At 61.3% G+C, this 18,518-nt stretch carries 19 protein-coding genes; 17 read left to right on the plus strand and 2 right to left on the minus strand.

Annotated features, from left to right (window positions below; translation table 11 throughout):
- The first annotated feature begins 7 nt into the window (after positions 1-7).
- From AAE029_RS34805 to AAE029_RS34830, 6 genes are all read left to right on the plus strand, one after another.
- Positions 8-1,018: a FecCD family ABC transporter permease gene (locus AAE029_RS34805; RefSeq protein ID WP_371077503.1), complete on the plus strand. Its 1,011-nt coding sequence runs from the start codon at positions 8-10 to the stop codon at positions 1,016-1,018.
- Positions 1,015-1,830: an ABC transporter ATP-binding protein gene (locus tag AAE029_RS34810; RefSeq protein ID WP_371077504.1), complete on the plus strand. Its 816-nt coding sequence runs from the start codon at positions 1,015-1,017 to the stop codon at positions 1,828-1,830. The genes AAE029_RS34805 and AAE029_RS34810 overlap by 4 nt, the downstream gene beginning before the upstream one ends.
- Positions 1,814-2,341: a tRNA (N6-threonylcarbamoyladenosine(37)-N6)-methyltransferase TrmO gene (gene tsaA, locus AAE029_RS34815; protein ID WP_371077505.1), complete on the plus strand. Its 528-nt coding sequence runs from the start codon at positions 1,814-1,816 to the stop codon at positions 2,339-2,341. The genes AAE029_RS34810 and tsaA overlap by 17 nt, the downstream gene beginning before the upstream one ends.
- Positions 2,342-2,730: 389 nt before the next feature.
- The gene (locus tag AAE029_RS34820) at positions 2,731-3,294 is read left to right on the plus strand and encodes a MaoC family dehydratase (protein ID WP_371077506.1); all 564 of its coding nucleotides are present in this window, start codon (positions 2,731-2,733) and stop codon (positions 3,292-3,294) included.
- 14 nt (positions 3,295-3,308) lie between these two features.
- The gene (locus AAE029_RS34825; protein ID WP_371077507.1) at positions 3,309-4,469 is read left to right on the plus strand and encodes a CaiB/BaiF CoA transferase family protein; all 1,161 of its coding nucleotides are present in this window, start codon (positions 3,309-3,311) and stop codon (positions 4,467-4,469) included.
- A complete protein-coding gene (locus AAE029_RS34830) occupies positions 4,466-5,602 on the plus strand; it encodes an extracellular solute-binding protein (RefSeq protein ID WP_371077508.1) in 1,137 nt (378 codons plus the stop codon). The genes AAE029_RS34825 and AAE029_RS34830 overlap by 4 nt, the downstream gene beginning before the upstream one ends.
- 518 nt (positions 5,603-6,120) lie before the next feature.
- On the opposite strand, the gene AAE029_RS34835 is transcribed toward AAE029_RS34830, so the two are convergent.
- A complete protein-coding gene (locus tag AAE029_RS34835) occupies positions 6,121-6,957 on the minus strand; it encodes an amidohydrolase (protein WP_371077509.1) in 837 nt (278 codons plus the stop codon).
- Between the two features lie 116 nt (positions 6,958-7,073).
- Positions 7,074-7,862 (minus strand): IclR family transcriptional regulator, encoded by a 789-nt coding sequence (locus AAE029_RS34840; protein WP_371077522.1) that lies wholly within the window; start codon positions 7,860-7,862, stop codon positions 7,074-7,076.
- A 169-nt stretch (positions 7,863-8,031) separates the two neighbouring features.
- Here AAE029_RS34840 and AAE029_RS34845 point away from each other — a divergent pair, with 169 nt between their 5' ends.
- The 11 genes from AAE029_RS34845 (at position 8,032) to AAE029_RS34895 (ending at position 18,253) form a co-directional block, all read left to right on the plus strand.
- The gene (locus AAE029_RS34845; protein ID WP_371077510.1) at positions 8,032-9,351 is read left to right on the plus strand and encodes a sugar ABC transporter substrate-binding protein; all 1,320 of its coding nucleotides are present in this window, start codon (positions 8,032-8,034) and stop codon (positions 9,349-9,351) included.
- 78 nt (positions 9,352-9,429) lie between these two features.
- Positions 9,430-10,326: a carbohydrate ABC transporter permease gene (locus AAE029_RS34850; RefSeq protein WP_371077511.1), complete on the plus strand. Its 897-nt coding sequence runs from the start codon at positions 9,430-9,432 to the stop codon at positions 10,324-10,326.
- The gene (locus AAE029_RS34855) at positions 10,320-11,192 is read left to right on the plus strand and encodes a carbohydrate ABC transporter permease (RefSeq protein ID WP_371077512.1); all 873 of its coding nucleotides are present in this window, start codon (positions 10,320-10,322) and stop codon (positions 11,190-11,192) included. Before AAE029_RS34850 ends, AAE029_RS34855 begins: the two co-directional genes overlap by 7 nt.
- Before the next feature lie 3 nt (positions 11,193-11,195).
- Entirely contained in the window at positions 11,196-12,293 is a 1,098-nt protein-coding gene (locus AAE029_RS34860; RefSeq protein WP_371077513.1) for an ABC transporter ATP-binding protein, read from the plus strand.
- A 1-nt stretch (position 12,294) separates the two neighbouring features.
- Complete coding sequence (locus AAE029_RS34865; protein ID WP_371077514.1) at positions 12,295-13,410, plus strand: mandelate racemase/muconate lactonizing enzyme family protein; 1,116 nt, start codon at positions 12,295-12,297, stop codon at positions 13,408-13,410.
- An 11-nt stretch (positions 13,411-13,421) separates the two neighbouring features.
- Positions 13,422-13,751: an L-rhamnose mutarotase gene (locus AAE029_RS34870; protein WP_371077515.1), complete on the plus strand. Its 330-nt coding sequence runs from the start codon at positions 13,422-13,424 to the stop codon at positions 13,749-13,751.
- Positions 13,744-14,823: a Gfo/Idh/MocA family protein gene (locus AAE029_RS34875; RefSeq protein ID WP_371077516.1), complete on the plus strand. Its 1,080-nt coding sequence runs from the start codon at positions 13,744-13,746 to the stop codon at positions 14,821-14,823. Before AAE029_RS34870 ends, AAE029_RS34875 begins: the two co-directional genes overlap by 8 nt.
- A 3-nt stretch (positions 14,824-14,826) precedes the next feature.
- Positions 14,827-15,276, plus strand: coding sequence for a MaoC family dehydratase (locus AAE029_RS34880; RefSeq protein WP_371077517.1), 450 nt, complete (start codon positions 14,827-14,829; stop codon positions 15,274-15,276).
- A 10-nt stretch (positions 15,277-15,286) separates the two neighbouring features.
- Complete coding sequence (locus AAE029_RS34885) at positions 15,287-16,021, plus strand: SDR family oxidoreductase (RefSeq protein WP_371077518.1); 735 nt, start codon at positions 15,287-15,289, stop codon at positions 16,019-16,021.
- Between the two features lie 21 nt (positions 16,022-16,042).
- The gene (locus AAE029_RS34890) at positions 16,043-16,888 is read left to right on the plus strand and encodes a fumarylacetoacetate hydrolase family protein (RefSeq protein ID WP_371077519.1); all 846 of its coding nucleotides are present in this window, start codon (positions 16,043-16,045) and stop codon (positions 16,886-16,888) included.
- A gap of 87 nt (positions 16,889-16,975) precedes the next feature.
- Positions 16,976-18,253 carry an L-fuconate dehydratase gene (locus tag AAE029_RS34895; protein ID WP_371077520.1) on the plus strand — a complete coding sequence of 426 codons (1,278 nt, stop codon included), beginning with the start codon at positions 16,976-16,978 and terminating at the stop codon, positions 18,251-18,253.
- Positions 18,254-18,518 lie beyond the last annotated feature (265 nt).

Consider the following 18,518-nt stretch of genomic DNA (forward strand, 5'->3'; position numbering starts at 1 on the left):
TGTCGTCATGGAGACGACATCGCGTAATGGCTGGCTATGGCTTGGCATGGCCGGCCTGTTGCTTTTGTGCCTGATTTCGATGATGGTCGGAAAATACGGCGCCGGGCCGGTGCAGATTTTCGAGGCGGCGCGGGCAGCACTTTCCGGCAGCCAGACCGACCCAATCCTCTCGACGGTCCTCTGGAATGTCCGGTTGCCGCGTGTTGCGGCCGGGCTCTGCGTCGGCGCGGGACTGGCGGCCGCCGGCGCCACCTATCAGGGCCTCTTCCGCAACCCCCTCGTCTCGCCCGATATCCTCGGCGTTTCGGCTGGGGCGAGCCTGGGCGCGGTCCTCGGCATTTTCCTGTCCCTGCCTGTCGCGATCATCCAGTTCATGGGTTTCGCCGGCGGCCTTGCGGCTGTCGCTGCCGTCTATGCTGTCGGCGCCGCCGTGCGCAATCGGGATCCGGTGCTGACGCTCGTACTCGCCGGTGTTGCGGTCGGCGCGCTCGTGGCCGCCGGCATTTCGCTCATCAAGATCCTTGCCGATCCCTATGATCAGTTGCCGGCGATCACCTATTGGCTGCTCGGCAGCCTGACAGCCGTTACCCGCTTCGATGTGCTTTCGATCCTTCCTGCACTCATCATCGGCTTCATACCGCTGGTGCTGCTGCGCTGGCGCATGAACGTCATGACCCTCGGCGACGAGGAGGCCCAGACGATGGGCATCGACACCCACAGGACCCGCACCGTTCTGATTGCCGCAGCCACCCTGATCACCGCGGCCTCGGTCTCCATCACCGGCATCATAGGATGGATCGGCCTCGTCATTCCGCATGTTGCGCGCATGATCGTCGGGCCGGATTTTCGCAAGCTTCTGCCGGCCTCCATGATGTTCGGAGGCGCCTATCTGCTAATCGTCGACATGCTGGCGCGCAGCATCGCCCTGATCGAGGTGCCCCTCGGTATCCTGACGGCCGCTGTCGGCGCACCTTTTTTCCTGTGGCTGCTCGCCTCGGGCAGGAGAGGCTGGCAATGAAGCTCGATGTCCGCGATCTCTCCTTCGGTTATGGCAGCGTCGCGGTGGGACGGAACGTCACCTTGTCGCTGGCGGCGGGCGAGGTCCTCGCTCTTTTCGGCCCGAACGGCGTCGGCAAGACGACGCTCTTCAAAACCGTCCTTGGCCTGCTGCCCTCGATGGCAGGCGAAATCAATCTCGATGGCAGGCCGCTTTCAGGCTGGTCGCGCCGCGAGCGGGCCGAACGGATCGCATATGTGCCGCAGGCCCATGCCGCCCTCTTTCCCTTTTCGGTCCGCGATGTCGTGCTGATGGGGTGCGCCGCGCGGCTTGCTCCCTTCGCGACGCCCGGACGGCACGACATGGAAATCGCCGTCAGGGCATTGGCCGGACTGGGCATGGCGCATCTCGCCAACCGACCCTATACGGAAATCAGCGGCGGCGAGCGCCAGATGGCGCTGATCGCCCGGGCCTTGGCGCAGGAGCCCGCCATCCTCGTCATGGATGAGCCGACGGCCAACCTCGACTACGGCAACCAGATGCGCGTTCTCTCGCATATCCGCAAATTGGCCGAGCAAGGCCTGTCCGTCATCCTTTCGACGCACAATCCGGATCATGCTTTTCTTGTCGCTCGCCGCGTCGCCCTGCTTCATGAGGCGCGTCTTGTCGCGCTCGGATCGCCGGAAGAGGTCATGACACCCGAAGCCTTGAAGCAGCTTTACGATATCGATGTGGTGATCGGTTCGGTCGCGGGCAGTGCGGCTCGCCTCTGCGCTCCACGTCTTGACCATTTCCCTGTTGAGAAAGGTAAAAGCCATGGTCCGGGAGAATGAAATCCGCGAAAACGAGGTGGCGATCGACGCGCCCGAGGCGACCGATGCCGGTCTCGTCTTCATAGGTCGCATTTCGACACCATGGACGTCACGGCTCGAAACGCCGCGGCAGGGCCGACATGACGGCCCGATTTGCCGCATCGAGATTTTCGAACCCTGGGTGCGGGCCCTGCAGGGTGTCGAGGTCTTCGAGAGGCTGGAAGTTCTCTATTGGCTCGACCGCGCGCGCCGCGATCTCGTGCTCCAGAGTCCGGCCAGCAATGGCAAGGTGCACGGCACCTTCTCGCTACGCTCACCGGTCAGGCCCAATCCGATCGGCACGGCAATCGCCAAGCTTGAAGCGGTGGAAGGCGCGACCCTGCTCGTTCGCGGACTTGACTGCCTTGACGGCACTCCGCTCATCGACCTCAAGCCGGATCGCACGTTGTTCAAGCCGATCGCGCCGCCGCAGCCGGGCGACTTCCAGACGGGCGACGGCGGCGGCACTGCCCCCTATTGCCAGAAGGCATAGAGACCCGCCTCGCTACGTTCTTGTGAAGGTCGCTGTCCGAACATCAAGGCTCCAAGCCTTTCGGTAACAAGCACAATCCGCATCCGACTGCCCGCATCGTTCCGGCACAGCCGGTCGCGTCAGGTAGCCGCTGCCGCCGCGTATCTTTGACTTGCAGCCCCCATTATCGCGGGCGTCGCAGACCGCACGACGAGTGGCTGCAGATCCGGCCTTGTCGGGCCAGCTTAGCGCTTGCGGAAGCGATCCGGCATCCGCTTCCTTCCTTTCAACCACAGCTCTTAACGAAAAGAGATGCGGATTCAGCCTTGCCAAGTTAACTTATAAATGAATAATATCTTCAGATAAGAAGATTTGATTTGAGATAGCCTAGGGAGGAGCATCTCTGAAGCATGGTGGAGCAAACCCAGCAATTTGCCGTAACAGTCGGCGTGTCATCGACATATCCGCAGGACATGCCTGAGGATCACGCGCAGCTACCGGTCTGGAATGCGGAAAACTGGTTTTATGAGGATTGGCCGATCGGGCAGAAGATCCGCTCTCTGCGCCGAACGATTGGCAAGGGAGATAGTCATCTTTTCAATACCTTGGTGACAGATATCCACCCCTACGTCCAGGACCGGATGTTCGCCGAGAAAGAAGGTGTCTTCGGTCAGCGGCTGGTGGCGGGGGCTTTCGTCTTCTCCGCGGGCCTCGGCCTCGTCGCCACCAATTGCATCAATGCCTTTTCCTACGGCTACGATCGGCTGCGATTCATAAAGCCTGTCTTCATTGGTGATACTATCTACACGATCCGCACCAATCTGGAAAAGAAGCCGCGCTACCGCGATCTCGGCCTGATCAGGGCGAGCTACGAGGTCTTCAAGAACGAGGGCGAGCTGGTGCTCTACTGCGAGCATCTCCAGACCGTCAAATACAGAAATCCCGCCGATTTTGTCGGCCAGACAGAGAAGTGACAGAGAAATAAGGAATGTCGGAAGAAAATGTTCTGCCGCTGGACGGCCTTGTCGTCGTGGATATGAGTCAGTTCCTGTCCGGCCCCTACTGTTCGCTGCGCCTGCAGGATCTAGGGGCTCGGGTCATCAAGGTCGAGCGTCCGGACGGCGGGGATCTGTCTCGCCGGCTCTATCTGAGCGACACCGAGATCGGTGGTGACTCGACCATCTTCCATGCCATCAACCGCGGCAAGCAGAGCCTGGCGATTGACATGAAGAACGAAGCCGACATGACAGTCCTGAAATCGCTGCTCGCCAAGGCCGATGTGATGATCCAGAACTTCCGGCCCGGTGTCATGGAGCGGCTCGGGCTCGACGACGAAACCGTCCGCAATCTCAATCCGCGCATCGTCTATGGTTCGATCAGCGGTTACGGAGAGGAAGGGCCCTGGGTCAAGCGGCCGGGGCAGGATCTGCTGGCCCAATCACGTTCCGGCGTCATGTGGCTGAATGGCGACGAAAGTCAGGGACCGGTCCCGTTCGGCCTGGCGATCGGCGACATGCTGGCGGGAGCCGCTCTGGCCCAAGGTATCCTGGCCGCCCTGGTGCGGCGCGGCATCACCGGAAAGGGCGGCCTCGTTGAAACAAGCCTTCTGGAAGTTCTCATCGACTTCCAGTTCGAAGTCCTGACGACCTATCTCAACGACGGACGTCGGCTGCCGAAGCGCGCGGACTTCCGCAGCGCACATGCCTATCTCGCAGCGCCCTACGGCGTCTATCCCGCCAAGGATGGTTACCTCGCCATCGCGATGACGCCGATCTCAAGGCTTGCCGATCTGTTGGCGATGCCGGAACTTGATGTCTACCGGGACGATCCCGCCTCCTGGTTCACGTGCCGCGATACCATTAAAGCCCTTATTGCGACGCGGATCGCAATTGGCACGGTTGATGAATGGCTCGCCATCCTCGAACCGGCCGACATCTGGTGCGCCAAGGTATTGGACTGGAACGAGCTTTTGGAGAGCAAGGGTTTCTCCATCCTCGACATGCTGCAGACCGTGACCCGCGATGACGATGTCACCATTCACACCACGCGCTCGCCACTGCGGGTGAACGGCATCCGCCCGAAATTCGATCGCGCTGCGCCTCGTGTGGGCGAGCATAGCGCTTCCATTCGAAAGGAGTTTGGGCTGTGAGCGTCACATTGAAGGGCATGACCTGGAATCATTCACGCGGCTATGACCCGATGGTCGCCTGTTCCCGCATCTGGGCGGAGAAAACCGGCGTCGCCGTGGTCTGGGAAAAGCGATCGCTGCAGGATTTCGAAACCTATCCGGTCGAGGAACTGGCGAAAACCTACGATCTCATCGTGATCGACCATCCGCATGTGGGACAGATCACCAAGGAAGGGTGTCTGGCGCCACTTGACGTGCCGGGTCGGGAAACAGCGCGGCAGGAACTTCGCAACGCCAGCGTCGGCAGCTCTTATCAATCCTATAAATGGCAGGGACGCCAGTGGGCGTTCCCGATCGATGCGGCAACGCAGGTGCAGGCCTTCCGCCCGGACCTCATTCCAGAAGCGCCGTCACGATGGACCGATGTGTTGAGCCTTGCCCGACAGGGCAAGGTGCTCGTTCCGATGCGGCCACCGCACTCGCTGATGACGTTCTACACGCTTGCGGCCAATCTCGGCGCCCCGTGCCGCAGCGATGGCAAGGGTGATCTGGTGGATGCTGACGTCGGTGCGCGCGTCATTGACATGATCCGCGAGCTCGTCGCCCTCATCGATCCAGCCTGCTTCAGCATGGACCCGATCGCTGTCTTCGAGCGGATGTCCGGAGACGGAACGAAGATCGCCTGCTCACCGCTTATCTACGGCTATGTGAGCTACTCGATGGCGGGCTTCAGGCCGAAAACCATCCATTTCACGGATATTGCCGCTGCCGGTAATCTCGGGCCAGCAGGTTCTGCGCTCGGAGGCACCGGGATTGCCGTCTCTGCCTACTCGGAGGCAATTGCTGAGGCGATCGATTTCGCCTACTGGATCGCGAGTGGCGACGTGCAGCGCGCAACTTACGCTGCTGCCGGCGGGCAGCCGGGCCATGGTCAGGCCTGGGAAGACGCGGCGGTCAACGCAGCCACAGCCGATTTCTACCGCGCCACGCGCGCGACGCTCCAGGCCGCCTGGGTCAGGCCGCGACACGACGGCTACATGGCCTTCCAGCAACAGGGATCCGACTGCCTCAATGACGGATTGCGGGCAGGAACGGACGGCAAGAAAATGGTCGCCGAGCTGAACCGGCTTTTCCTCGCAAGTTTCTCCGACTAGGAGGTTGTCCGAGTTGTCTCGCGCGGACGCTTCCCCAATCTCCCTGACCAAGTCAGTTATGAGAGGTGAACAGCGGCCCGTACTCCAATTACCGCCTGAAATCTTGGAAACGGCAGAACCTGGACCAAGTCTCCGGTATTCCGCAGGCAGTTGTTTGGCGCGAAAGCCTCCCCAACCTCATTCCTGTGCCTGTCACAGGAATCCAGCCGCCGTGCGTCGGCACGGCGAAATGACTCCTGTCAACTGCTCGACTTGCTCGCAGGCCGTTATGGTGGAATCAGGCAAAGAGATCTGCCGTCATCGCGAAAAGGCGAGTCTCCCGCGCCGTGGACACGGCGCTGCTGGATTCCTGTGACAAGCACAGGAAAGGGGGAGGATGTGGCGATAGCGGTGCTAGACAACCCACAATGAGATCGTGGATTGGCAGGATTGCCCTGTGGGCTCCCTCACGGAAATCTCCACCTCACCGATCAGCACAGAGCTTGTGAAAGATCCTCGAGACCGACCTCGTGGATCGGTCAGAGGGACCAGAGACGCGTGGCATTGCCGGAAAGCAGTTTCGTCCGCTCATCGATGCTTGCTCCGGCAATCAAAGCTTGAGTTGCCGCCACCCATGTGGACAGGCCGCCTCCGAGCGTGCAGACCGGCCAATCGCTGCCCCAGACGACACGATCCCAACCGAAGACTGCGATCGTATGTTCGACATAAGGCCGCAGGGTCTGGACGTCCCACTTGTCGGAATCGGCATAGGCGACCACACCCGAGATCTTGGCGGTGACGTTCGGACGCCGGGCAATTTCGGTCATGTGCTCGCGCCAGGGGTGCTCGCTCTGTCCGCGGATATCCGGAACTCCGCAGTGATCGAGGACGAAGCGGACATCGGGTGCCAGATCGGCAAGGGCCATGGCCTTTGGAATCTGGTGCGGCAGGACGCAGAGATCGAAGGTCAGGCCGGTACCGCCAAGCCGTCTGATGTTCTCGCGGAAAAGCCGATCTTCCGACAAGCTGTCTGGAACGACATGCAGAACACGGCGAAAGCCCTTGACGACCGTGTTCTTCAGCTGCCTTTCCAGGTAGGCTGGAAAATCCGTTTCTTCAGGGCGGCAGGAAGCGATCGCGCCGACGATAAGGCTGTCCCGCCGGTTCTTGAGCGTCGCAACTTCAGCGGTCTCCTTTTCGATCTGCGAAGGCTCGACATCCACTTCCATATGCAAGGCCATGGAGATGCCGGTCCGGCGTGCCTCCCGGGCATAGGTCTCATAGAGAAAATCACGATCAAGCGCCGGGACCGACGAAAGCCACGGATAGCTCAGCCGCGATTTGTCGATGAGATGCAGGTGAGTGTCGACGATCATGATGTTGCTCCTCCCGGACACTGTTGGCACTTCACAAAAGAATTGCCTCTTCATATACGAGTTTATTGATGCGGATGCGACTCCAAACGGAAGCTGCGGCCGATAAAGAGCCTCATTCATTCCTGGGCGGGAGAGATATCCGATCCCGCCAGCAACGAAAGTTGACGGGCTGTCTCGACCAGCAACGAGATCGTCTTCGTGATGTCGGGGGCGGTCGGATTGTTGACCAGCGTGATGTAAGGCACGGTCAGCGCCGCGATCCCGCGCCCATCCGGGCCGAGCACGGGAGCAGAGAGATTGTAGACCCCCGCGGTCTGGGCGCTCGCCATCATTTCATAGCCGCGCTCTCGGATGTTATCGAGCCGCGAGTAGAAGTCGGGACCGAGTGAAACATCCATGCGGTTGCGCACATGTTCGGAGATCATCATCTCACGCTCTTCCGGCGAGCGGAAAGCAAGCAGGACATGTCCCGAACCGGTGTCGAACAGGCTGATATGCGAGCCGACGCGGATGGATATTCCCCAGTAATCGGGGGCTTCCTGCTGGGCGACGACCACCGCCGAGCCACGATCGAAGACGGCGAGCTGATTGGCCTGTTTGGAGTCCTGCGCAAGGTCGCGCATCAGCGGCGTCGCATAGGAAACGAGACGCCGCACGGGCGGGTGAAGCTGGGCGAGGCCGAAAAGCTTGAGCGTCAGCGCGTAGCGGTCGCCGTCGATGCGCGTCACGTAGCCGCGCCGCACCAGACGGTCCAGCATGCGGTAGAACTCATTCGGGCTGCGGTTGAGTTTCTTTGAAATTTCCGCCTGCGTCAGGCCTCCGTCGACGCTGGCCAGCAGTTCCAGGATGTCGAGCCCCTTGTCCAGCGCCGGGGCGCGATAGCGATCGGACTCGTCATTTTCCATGGCCATTGGTTCTCCGTGAATAATTGCATGCATATACGAATATTTCTTTCAGTTCAAAGGAACTTCTCGCTTGACGGTCGGCGGAAATGTTGTTTGTATATAAATCAATTTCTCACAAGTGAGAATACGCCGCACCAAGGAGATGTGCGGCCAGCCAGGAGGAGGTTCCATGAAAAGGCTGCTTTCCGGTGTGTCTGCCGGCGTGATTGCATTGACGGGAGCGCTGGGAACGGCAACCGCAGCCGAGTTGCCCGGTAAATTCGAGGGCGTCACCATCGACGCCAAGCTGATCGGCGGTCAGCAGTACGAAAAGCTCTACCAGCGGATCGGCGAATGGGAGAAGGCGACCGGCGCCAAGGTCAACATCCTCTCCAAGAAGAACCACTTCGAACTCGACAAGGAGATCAAGTCGGATATCGCCACCGGCGGTCTCAACTGGTGCGTCGGCTCGAACCATTCGTCCTTCGCCCCGCAGTATCCGGACATCTATACGGATCTCTCCAAGCTCATACCGGCCGAAGAGATCAGCGCCTTCGTGCCCTCCGTCATCAAGGCCTCGACGCTCGACGGCAAGCTGGTCATGCTGCCACGTGCGCAGTTCGACGTCTCGGCGCTCTACTATCAGAAGAGCCTCTATCAGGACGACGCCAAGAAGGCCGCCTTCAAGCAGAAATACGGCTATGACCTCGCGCCGCCGGACACCTGGCAGCAGGTCTCCGACCAGGCACAGTTCTTCTCCTCCCCGCCGAATTTCTACGGCACGCAGTTCGCCGGCAAGGAAGAGGCGATCAACGGCCGCTTCTATGAGATGCTGATCGCCGAAGGTGGCGAATATCTCGACAAGGATGGTCGTCCGGCCTTCAATTCCGAGGCCGGAGTGCGTGCGCTCGACTGGTTCGTCAACCTCTACAAGGCCAAGGCGGTACCGCCGGGCACGACCAACTACCTGTGGGACGATCTCGGCCAGGGTTTTGCCTCCGGCTCGATTGCCGTCAATCTCGACTGGCCCGGCTGGGCGAGCTTCTTCAACGATCCGGCATCCTCCAAGATCGCCGGCAATGTCGGGGTCAAGGTGCAGCCCGCCGGTTCCTCCGGCAAGCGCACCGGCTGGTCGGGACATCACGGCTTCTCGGTGACGGAAAGCTGCGCCAACAAGGAGGCGGCAGCCTCGCTCGTCTGGTGGCTGACCAACGAGGACAGCCAGAAGCTCGAATCGGCGGCCGGGCCGCTGCCGACGCGCACCGCCGTCTGGGACTACAACATCAAGGCTGCCGAGGGCGACGCCTACAAGACCGAGGTCCTGAAGGCCTTCCAGGAAGCGTCGAAATACGCCTTCCCCGTGCCGCAGACGCCGGAATGGATCGAGATTTCCAACGCGGTCTATCCGGAACTTCAGGCAGCCATCCTGGGCGACAAGACCTCCAAGGAGGCCCTCGACGAAGCAGCCGAAAAGGCAACGGCAATCCTCGAAGATGCCGGCAAGCTCTGAACAGCGCATTGAAGGGCGGCGCCACGAAGCGCGCGGCTGCCGCCCTCACGTCTTTATGGATTTGCGAGAAGACCTTTGATGAAGATATCGAGACTTTCGGCGCCGGCCCTGCTGCTAACGCCTGCCTTCATCGTCCTTGCGATCGTCATCGTCCTGCCGCTTCTTTTCTCGCTCTATTCCAGTTTCACCCCCTTCCGGCTGACCAAGCCGGAATCGCTTTTCGTCTTCATCGGCTTTCGCAACTATGTGAGCGTGCTGACCAACCAGGAATTCTGGATCGCCTTCGGCCGCACCGTGCTGGTGCTGACGATCGCACTCAATGCGGAGATGGCACTCGGCCTCGGCCTTGCCCTTCTCGTCAACAAGGCGACGAAGGGGCAACGGCTGCTGCGCACCACGATGATGTTTCCGATGATGTTTTCACCGGTTCTGGTGGGCTTCCAGTTCAAGTTCCTGTTCAACGACAACATCGGCTTCGTCAACAACGCGCTGCAATCCCTTGGCATCACCGATCAGGCGATCCCCTGGCTGATCGACGGAAACCTCGCACTCATCGCAATCCTGATCGCGGAAATCTGGTCGTCGACCGCCGTCTTTGCAATTCTCATTCTGGCGGGTCTGCTCGCCATGCCGAAGGATCCGGTGGAGGCCGCCCATGTGGACGGCTGCTCCCCGTGGCAGACATTCCGCTACGTCACATGGCCCTATCTGATGCCGTTCGCCTTCATCGCCATGACAATCCGCTCGCTCGACGTCGCGCGGGCCTACGACATCGTCAGGATCATGACCGACGGCGGTCCTGCCAAGCGCACCGAACTCCTCTGGACGCTCATCGGACGCACGGCCTATAGCGACGCCCGCATGGGTATGGCAAACGCCATGGCCTATGTCGCGATCCTGCTGTCGATCCTGTTCACCGTCTATTTCTTCAGAAAGCTTGCGGCGGCCCGCCAGCAGATTGGAGCAGAATGGTGAAGGATATCAACGCGTCCCATCGGTTGCGCCGCCGGCTGCTGAAGGCCGCCCACCTGATCGGCCTTTTCCTGGCGATGGCGATCATCTGCCTCCCAGGCCTCTGGATCGTGCTGTCGTCGCTGCGGCCGACGGTGGAGATCATGGCCAAGCCGCCAATCTGGATCCCCCAAAGCATCTCGCTCGACGCCTACCGCGCCATGTTCTCCGGGGCTGGAGAGGGAGGCGTGCCCGTTTGGGACTATTTCCGAAATTCGCTGATCATTTCCGTCACCTCCACGGTCATCGCGTTGGCGATCGGCACGGCTGGCGGCTACGCCTTTGCGCGCTATCGGTTCAAGGCCAAGTCGGCAATCTTCCTCGGCTTCATGCTGACGCGGGCGGTACCCGGCATCGCACTGTCGCTGCCGCTCTTCATGATCTATGCGCGCGCCGGGATGATCGACACGCATTTTTCGCTGATCCTCACCTATGTGGCGCTGAACGTACCCTTCACCATCTGGCTCATCGACGGCTTCTTCCGGCAGGTGCCGAAAGATCTTGCAGAGGCGGCCCAGATTGACGGGTGCACGCCATGGCAGGCCTTCTGGCAGGTGGAGTTCCCTCTGGCGGGTCCCGGCATCGCGTCCGCCGGCATCTTCGCCTTTCTCACCTCCTGGAACGAATATGCGCTGGCCTCGCAGATCACCCGCTCGGTCAACTCCAAGACCCTGCCGGTCGGCCTGCTCGACTACACCGCCGAGTTCACCATCGACTGGCGAGGCATGTGCGCGCTGGCGGTCGTCATGATCATCCCGGCGCTGACGCTCACCTTCATCATTCAAAAACACCTTGTCTCCGGCCTCACCTTCGGCGCGGTCAAAGGATAGTTCATGGCTCCTGTCACGCTCAAGAATCTCGTCAAACGCTACGGCGCCCTTGACGTCGTCCATGGCATCGATCTGGAGGTAAAGGATCGCGAGTTCATCGCACTCGTCGGGCCGTCCGGTTGCGGCAAGTCGACGACGCTGCGCATGATCGCGGGCCTCGAAGACGTGAGCGGCGGCGCAATCGAGATCGGCGGCAACGTGGTAAACGATCTGCCGCCCCGCGCGCGCAATATTTCCATGGTTTTCCAGTCCTATGCGCTCTATCCGCATATGACGGTTGCGGAGAACATGGGCTTCTCGCTGAAGATCGCCGGACGTTCCGCCGACGAGATCAAGACCCGTGTGGCCGAGGCGGCGGCAATCCTCGACCTGAGCCACCTGCTCGAGCGGCGACCCTCGCAGCTTTCCGGCGGCCAGCGCCAGCGCGTCGCGATGGGCCGCGCGATCGTCCGCCAGCCGGACGTGTTTCTATTCGACGAACCTCTGTCCAACCTCGACGCAAAGCTAAGGACCCAGGTCCGCACCGAGATCAAGAAGCTTCATGCGCGCATGCAGGCCACGATGATCTATGTTACCCACGATCAGGTCGAGGCGATGACGCTCTCCGACCGCATCGTCATCATGCGTGACGGCCACATCGAGCAGGTGGGCACGCCCGAGGAGGTGTTCAGCAAACCGGCGACCAAGTTCGTCGCGGGCTTCATCGGATCACCGCCGATGAACATGGCGGATGCCGTCGTCGCGGGCCGCGATCTCGTCCTCTCCTCCGGCGCTCGCCTGCCGGTTCCGCCGCGTTTCTCCACTCGGCTGAAGGAAGGGCAGAAGGTAACCTTCGGTCTGCGTCCCGACGATCTCTACCCGACTGGCCACGGCCTGCACGCCGGAGACGCTAGCGCCGTCTTTGAGACCGAGCTTGCCGTTTCGATCACTGAACCGCTTGGTAACGAGACGCTGGTGTTCGTCCAGTTCAATGGCCGCGACTGGGTTTCCCGCATGCTCAATCCGCGACCGCTTTCTTCAAGCGCAAAGGTGCGCATGAGCCTCGATCTTTCGAAGGCGCATCTCTTCGACGTCGAGACCGGCAGGACCTTGGACATCTGATATGGCGAAAATCGAGAAAATCGAATTGCGGATGGTGGATCTGCCGCCGAAGGTGAAGCGGACCGACGCCATCCAGAGCTTCGTCAGCCAAGAGACGCCGATCGTCACGATTACGGACGCCGACGGCGCGATCGGCACCGGCTATTCCTATACGATCGGAACGGGCGGCTCTTCCGTGATGCGGCTGCTTTCCGACCACCTTGCACCGCTCCTGATCGGGGAGGACGCCGATTGCATCGAAGCGATCTGGCATAGGATAGAGTTCGCCACACATGCAACGACGATCGGCGCGATCACCGCGCTGGCGCTTGCCGCCGTGGACACCGCCCTCTGGGACCTGCGCGCCAAGAAGCAGAAGCTGCCGCTCTGGAAGCTCGCCGGCGGCGCCCGAGAAAGCTGCCCGCTCTACACCACGGAAGGCGGATGGCTGCACATCGAGAAGGAGGCGCTGGTCGAGGATGCATTGGCCGCAAAGGCCAAGGGGTTTGCGGGCTCCAAGGTCAAGATCGGCAAGCCGCACGGCTCGCAGGACTACGATCGGCTCGCGGCGATGCGCAAGGCGCTCGGCGACGGTTTCGAGATCATGACGGACTGCAATCAGGGTTTTTCAGTCGACGAAGCGATCCGCCGCGCAGCAGGGCTGCGCGAGCTCGACCTTGCCTGGATCGAGGAGCCGCTGCCGGCCGACGATCTCGACGGCCATATCCGCCTGACGCGTTCCACTCCGACGCCGATCGCCGTTGGCGAATCCATGTATTCGATCCGCCATTTCCGCGAATACATGCAAAAGGGCGCGTGCTCCATCGTTCAGGTCGACGTGGCACGCATCGGCGGCATCACCCCTTGGCTCAAGGTGGCGCATGCGGCGGAGAGCTTCGACATACCGGTCTGCCCGCACTTCCTGATGGAGTTGCATGTCAGCCTCGTCTGCGCCATCCAGAACGGCAGATACGTCGAATACATTCCGCAGCTCGACGACCTGACGACCAAGGGTATGGAAATCCGCGACGGCCGGGCGGTGGCGCCGTCCGAACCCGGCATCGGTATTTCGTGGGACTGGGACGCCGTCAGGGCGCGCAGCATCGACGAGTTCACCACCGAGATTCTCAGGTCCTAAGGAGCACGACGATGCAGCGAATGGGCATGGTCATCGGCCTGGAAGCAGACAAGGTTGCCGAGTACAAGGCTTTGCACGCGGCCGTCTGGCCGGAGATCCTGGCGCTGATCAGCGAGTGCAACATCACCAACTACTCGATCTTCCTCAAGGAGCCGGAAAATCTGCTGTTCGGCTACTGGGAATATGTGGGCAGCGATTTCGAGGCCGACATGGCCAGGATGGCAGCCAATCCGAAGAACCAGGAGTGGTGGTCCGTCTGCATGCCCTGCCAGAAACCGCTCGATACGCGCAAGGATGGCGAATGGTGGGCGATGATGGAGGAGGTATTCCATCTTGACTGAGGCTTTCGATCCTAAATCCCTACGGCAATGGTGGCCGAAGCCGTCGAAGCCGCGCCCGATCGTCATCTTCGGCGCCGGGTCGATCGTCGGGGATGCGCATCTGCCCGCATACCGAAAGGCCGGCTTTCCGGTTGCCGGGCTGTACGATCCTGATCGCGGGAAGGCCGAGGCGCTCGCCAGCGCCTGGGGCATCCGCGCCTTCACATCCCCGGAGGAGGCCCTTGCCGTCGACGGCGCGATCTTCGACCTTGCAACGCCGCCCGCCGCCCATGCTTCAATCCTGCGCACACTGCCCAAGGGCAGTTTCGCGCTGATCCAGAAGCCGATGGGAAGCGATCTTTCCGGCGCCACCGAAATTCTTGGCATCTGCCGCGAACGCGATATCAAGGCAGCCGTCAACTTCCAGCTCCGCTTCGCACCGATGATGCTGGCGCTCCAGGATGCCGTAGCGAAGGGCCTGCTCGGAGAGATCGTCGATTTCGACGCATGGCTCGCGCTCGCCACACCCTGGGGGCTCTGGCCGTTCCTCAAGGGACTGCCGCGCATCGAGATCGCCATGCATTCGATCCACTACCTCGATTTCATCCGCGGCATGCTCGGCGATCCGCAAGGCGTGCACGCCAGGACGCTCGGCCATCCCAACCATGAGGTCGCGCAGACGCGCACAGCCGCGATCCTCGACTATGGACCCAGGGTGCGTTGCGTGCTTTCCGTCAATCACGACCATGATTTCGGCAGGAAATTCCAGGCCTGCGAGTTTCGCATCTGCGGCACCAGGGGAGCAGCCTATGTGAAGCTCGGGGTCAATCTCGACTATCCGTGCGGCGAGCCGGACGAACTCTGGATCCACCCTGACGGAGGCAAGGACTGGATGGCGGTGTCGCTCGAGGGAACCTGGTTTCCGGATGCCTTCGAAAACCGCATGGCGAACCTGCAGCGTTTTGCCGCCGGCGAAGACAGCGAGCTCATAGGTTCTGTCGAGGACGCCTGGCACACAATGGCGCTCGTCGAGGCGGCCTACGAATCCAGCGCCCGGCCGGCGACGCCGCTTGCGAAGAAACCGGAGGCATGAGGCATGGCCGAACTAACCATCCATTACGAGGACTATGAGCTCGGACATGTGCGCACGACGACCGGCCGCACGATCACGGAGACGGATTTCGTCGTGCATGCCGGGCATACGGGGGACTTCTTTCCGCATCACATGGATGCGGAATTCGCCAAGACACTGCCGGGCGGCCAGCGCATCGCGCATGGAACCATGGTCTTCTCGATCGGCGTCGGCCTGACCGCCTCGCTCATCAACCCGGTCGCCTTCTCCTACGGCTATGATCGCCTGCGCTTTGTCCGCCCCGTGCATATCGGCGACACGATCCGCACGCGCGTGACGATCTCGTCCAAGGAGGATGATCCAAAACGGCCGGAAATGGGTCGCGTCGTCGAACGGTGCGAAGTGCTCAACCAGCGAAACGAGGTCGTTCTGGCAGCGGATCACATCCTGCTTGTCGAGCGCAAACAGAAGTAAGGAAAGAGACATGACGGATAATCTGGCGGGCAAGACGGTTCTGATCACTGCGGCGGCCCAGGGAATCGGCCGGGCGTCGGCACTCGCCTTCGCAAAGGCGGGCGCAAAGGTGATCGCCACAGACATCAACATGGATGTGCTGTCGGAAATCGCAGGCGAGCCTGGCATCACCATCAGGAAGCTTGACGTTCTGGACGACGGCGCGGTCAAGGCCCTGGTGGCGGAAATCGGTGGCGTGCATGTGCTCTTCAATTGTGCCGGCGTCGTGCATGGCGGCACAATCCTTGACATGCCGGACAAGGATCTGGAATTCGCCTTCGACCTCAACGTCAAGGCGATGATCCGCACCATCCGCGCCGTGCTGCCCGGTATGCTGGAGCGCAAGGACGGCGCGATCATCAACATGGCGTCGGTCGCCTCCAGCGTGAAGGGCGTACCGAACCGCTTCGCCTATGGTGTCACCAAGGCGGCGGTCATCGGCCTCACCAAGTCCGTCGCCGCCGATTACGTCTCCCAGGGCATTCGCTGCAATGCCATCTGCCCCGGTACGGTCGAAAGTCCCTCACTGCAGCAGCGCCTGCGCGCCCAGGGCGATTATGAGACCACCCGGGCCGCCTTCATTGCGCGCCAACCGATTGGACGCATCGGCACGGCGGAAGAAATTGCCGACCTCGCCGTCTACCTTGCCAGTGCTACCTATACGACCGGTCAGGCCTATGCCATCGACGGCGGCTGGACCATCTGATCCACGAAAGGAATTCTCGCCATGAAATTGCTTCGCTACGGCGCTCCCGGCTGGGAAAAGCCCGGCCTCCTCGATGCAGATGGACGCATCCGTGATCTTTCCGGCCATATTTCCGACGTCGCCGGAACAGCGATCGACCCCGGCACGCTCGCCCGGCTGTCGTCCATCGATCCCGCGAGCCTGCCGCTTGTCGAAGGCACGCCGCGGCTCGGGCCTTGCGTCGCCGGGACTGGCAAGTTCATCTGCATCGGACTAAACTATTCCGATCACGCCGCCGAGACCGGTGCTACCGTGCCGCCCGAACCGATCATTTTCATGAAGGCCACTTCGGCGATTGTCGGTCCCGACGACGACCTGCTCATTCCGCGCGGCTCGCAAAAGACCGACTGGGAGGTGGAGCTTGGCGTGGTGATCGGCCGCAAGGCGAAGTATGTCGGCGAGGCCGAGGCGCTGGACTACGTAGCCGGCTACTGCACGGTGCACGATGTGAGCGAGCGAGCTTTCCAGATCGAACGCTCAGGCCAGTGGACCAAGGGTAAATCGTGCGACACCTTCGGTCCGACCGGCCCGTGGCTGGTAACGAAGGACGAAGTGCCGGATCCCCAGAACCTGCGGCTCTGGCTCAAGGTGAACGGCGAGACCATGCAGGATGGTTCGACCAGGACGATGGTCTATGGCGCTGCCTTCCTTGTCTCCTATCTGTCGCAGTTCATGTCGCTTCAGCCTGGCGACATCATTTCGACCGGTACGCCTCCCGGCGTCGGCATGGGTATGAAGCCGCCGCGCTTTCTGAAGCCCGGCGACGTGATCGAACTCGGCATCGACGGCCTTGGCACGCAGCGTCAGACCGCCCGCGAGGACGTCTGATCCGCTGGCTTTGGATAGTTGTTTTCATGCAGGTCGTTATCGCAAAACCGCTGTGCACTTTTGCGCGACATGCATCAGGAGGTTCTCATGACCCGCATAACCGATCTTCGCGTCTTTGACCTGCGCTTCCCCACGTCCCAGAGCCTCGACGGATCGGACGCGATGAACCCCGATCCGGACTATTCCGCGGCCTATGTCATCCTCGACACGGACGGCGACGGTCTTTCCGGCCACGGGCTCACCTTCACCATCGGCAGGGGCAATGACATCTGCTGCATGGCGATCGAGGCGATGCGGCATCTGGTGGTTGGTCAGGATCTCGAGACGTTCAGCCGTAATCCGGGCGCGTTCTGGCGACATCTGACAAGCGACAGCCAGCTCCGATGGATCGGGCCGGAAAAGGGCGTCATCCACCTCGCGACCGGCGCGGTTGTCAATGCTTTCTGGGACCTGCTTGCCAAACAGCAGGCAAAGCCGGTCTGGCAGCTCGTCTGCGAACGCTCCGCAGACGAAATCGCCGACATCATCGATTTCCGATACCTGACGGACGTTCTGACGCGCGAGGAGGCCGTGACCATCCTCAAGCGTGCCGAAGCCGGCAAGGCCGAGCGCATCGAAACCCTGCGGCGGGAGGGCTATGCCTGCTATACCACCTCCGCCGGGTGGCTCGGCTACCCCGAGGAAAAGCTTCGCCGCCTCTGCCAGGAGGCGGTGGATGCCGGCTTCCGGCATATCAAGATGAAGGTGGGACGCGATCTCCAGGATGACATCAGGCGTCTAACCATTGCCCGCGAAGTGATCGGCCCAGATCGCTTTCTGATGATCGATGCCAACCAGGTCTGGGACGTCGGGCAGGCGATCGACTGGGTCAAGGCACTGGCCTTCGCCAATCCCTTCTTCATCGAGGAACCGACCAGCCCTGACGACGTCGCGGGCCATCGCAAGATCCGCGAGGCCATCGCCCCGATCAAGGTGGCGACCGGCGAGATGTGCCAGAACCGCATCATGTTCAAGCAGTTCATAGCCGAGGGCGCGATCGATATCGTGCAGATCGACAGCTGCCGTATGGGCGGATTGAACGAGGTCCTCGCGGTGCTCCTGATCGCCGCCAAATATGGCAAGCCGGTCTGGCCGCATGCGGGCGGCGTCGGGCTTTGCGAATATGTTCAGCACCTGTCGATGGTCGACTACATCGCCGTTTCCGGAACGAAGGAAGGCAGGGTGATCGAATATGTCGACCACCTGCACGAACATTTCGTCGATCCCTGCATCATCAGGAATGCCGCTTATATGCCGCCGACGCGGCCCGGCTTTTCGATCGAGATGAAACCGCAGTCGATCGAAACCTACACGTTCCGAGGTTAGGGCGATTCCAGCAAAAGGGCGCAGCGGTTTTCTGCACGGAATTGCTTAGTTAGATGTGAGTTTTCGCGAACTTATCCATGCTTGATGGCAAGGGCGATATGCAGGGCACATTCCGCCGATCTCACGATCTCATAGATCGGGCCTCAGGCAATCGGTATGAAGGAGTCTTTTCGCCGTGCGGGCGCACGGCGGCTGGATCCCTGTGACAAGCACAGGGAAGAGATTCCATGAGGAGTGGATAGCGGCCTGCACCGTGGCAGAGTGG

It is taken from the genome of Sinorhizobium sp. CB7 (genome assembly GCF_041357635.1).
Lineage (GTDB): Bacteria > Pseudomonadota > Alphaproteobacteria > Rhizobiales > Rhizobiaceae > Rhizobium.

Bases quoted from the DNA above. Each gene is read 5' to 3' on its own strand.
- AAE029_RS34805 (WP_371077503.1), top strand. From the start codon at position 8: ATGGAGACGACATCGCGTAATGGCTGGCTATGGCTTGGCATGGCCGGC.
- AAE029_RS34810 (WP_371077504.1), top strand. From the start codon at position 1,015: ATGAAGCTCGATGTCCGCGATCTCTCCTTCGGTTATGGCAGCGTCGCG.
- tsaA (WP_371077505.1), top strand. From the start codon at position 1,814: ATGGTCCGGGAGAATGAAATCCGCGAAAACGAGGTGGCGATCGACGCG.
- AAE029_RS34820 (WP_371077506.1), top strand. From the start codon at position 2,731: ATGGTGGAGCAAACCCAGCAATTTGCCGTAACAGTCGGCGTGTCATCG.
- AAE029_RS34825 (WP_371077507.1), top strand. From the start codon at position 3,309: ATGTCGGAAGAAAATGTTCTGCCGCTGGACGGCCTTGTCGTCGTGGAT.
- AAE029_RS34835 (WP_371077509.1), bottom strand. From the start codon at position 6,957: ATGATCGTCGACACTCACCTGCATCTCATCGACAAATCGCGGCTGAGC.
- AAE029_RS34840 (WP_371077522.1), bottom strand. From the start codon at position 7,862: ATGGAAAATGACGAGTCCGATCGCTATCGCGCCCCGGCGCTGGACAAG.
- AAE029_RS34845 (WP_371077510.1), top strand. From the start codon at position 8,032: ATGAAAAGGCTGCTTTCCGGTGTGTCTGCCGGCGTGATTGCATTGACG.
- AAE029_RS34850 (WP_371077511.1), top strand. From the start codon at position 9,430: ATGAAGATATCGAGACTTTCGGCGCCGGCCCTGCTGCTAACGCCTGCC.
- AAE029_RS34855 (WP_371077512.1), top strand. From the start codon at position 10,320: ATGGTGAAGGATATCAACGCGTCCCATCGGTTGCGCCGCCGGCTGCTG.
- AAE029_RS34860 (WP_371077513.1), top strand. From the start codon at position 11,196: ATGGCTCCTGTCACGCTCAAGAATCTCGTCAAACGCTACGGCGCCCTT.
- AAE029_RS34865 (WP_371077514.1), top strand. From the start codon at position 12,295: ATGGCGAAAATCGAGAAAATCGAATTGCGGATGGTGGATCTGCCGCCG.
- AAE029_RS34870 (WP_371077515.1), top strand. From the start codon at position 13,422: ATGCAGCGAATGGGCATGGTCATCGGCCTGGAAGCAGACAAGGTTGCC.
- AAE029_RS34880 (WP_371077517.1), top strand. From the start codon at position 14,827: ATGGCCGAACTAACCATCCATTACGAGGACTATGAGCTCGGACATGTG.
- AAE029_RS34885 (WP_371077518.1), top strand. From the start codon at position 15,287: ATGACGGATAATCTGGCGGGCAAGACGGTTCTGATCACTGCGGCGGCC.
- AAE029_RS34890 (WP_371077519.1), top strand. From the start codon at position 16,043: ATGAAATTGCTTCGCTACGGCGCTCCCGGCTGGGAAAAGCCCGGCCTC.
- AAE029_RS34895 (WP_371077520.1), top strand. From the start codon at position 16,976: ATGACCCGCATAACCGATCTTCGCGTCTTTGACCTGCGCTTCCCCACG.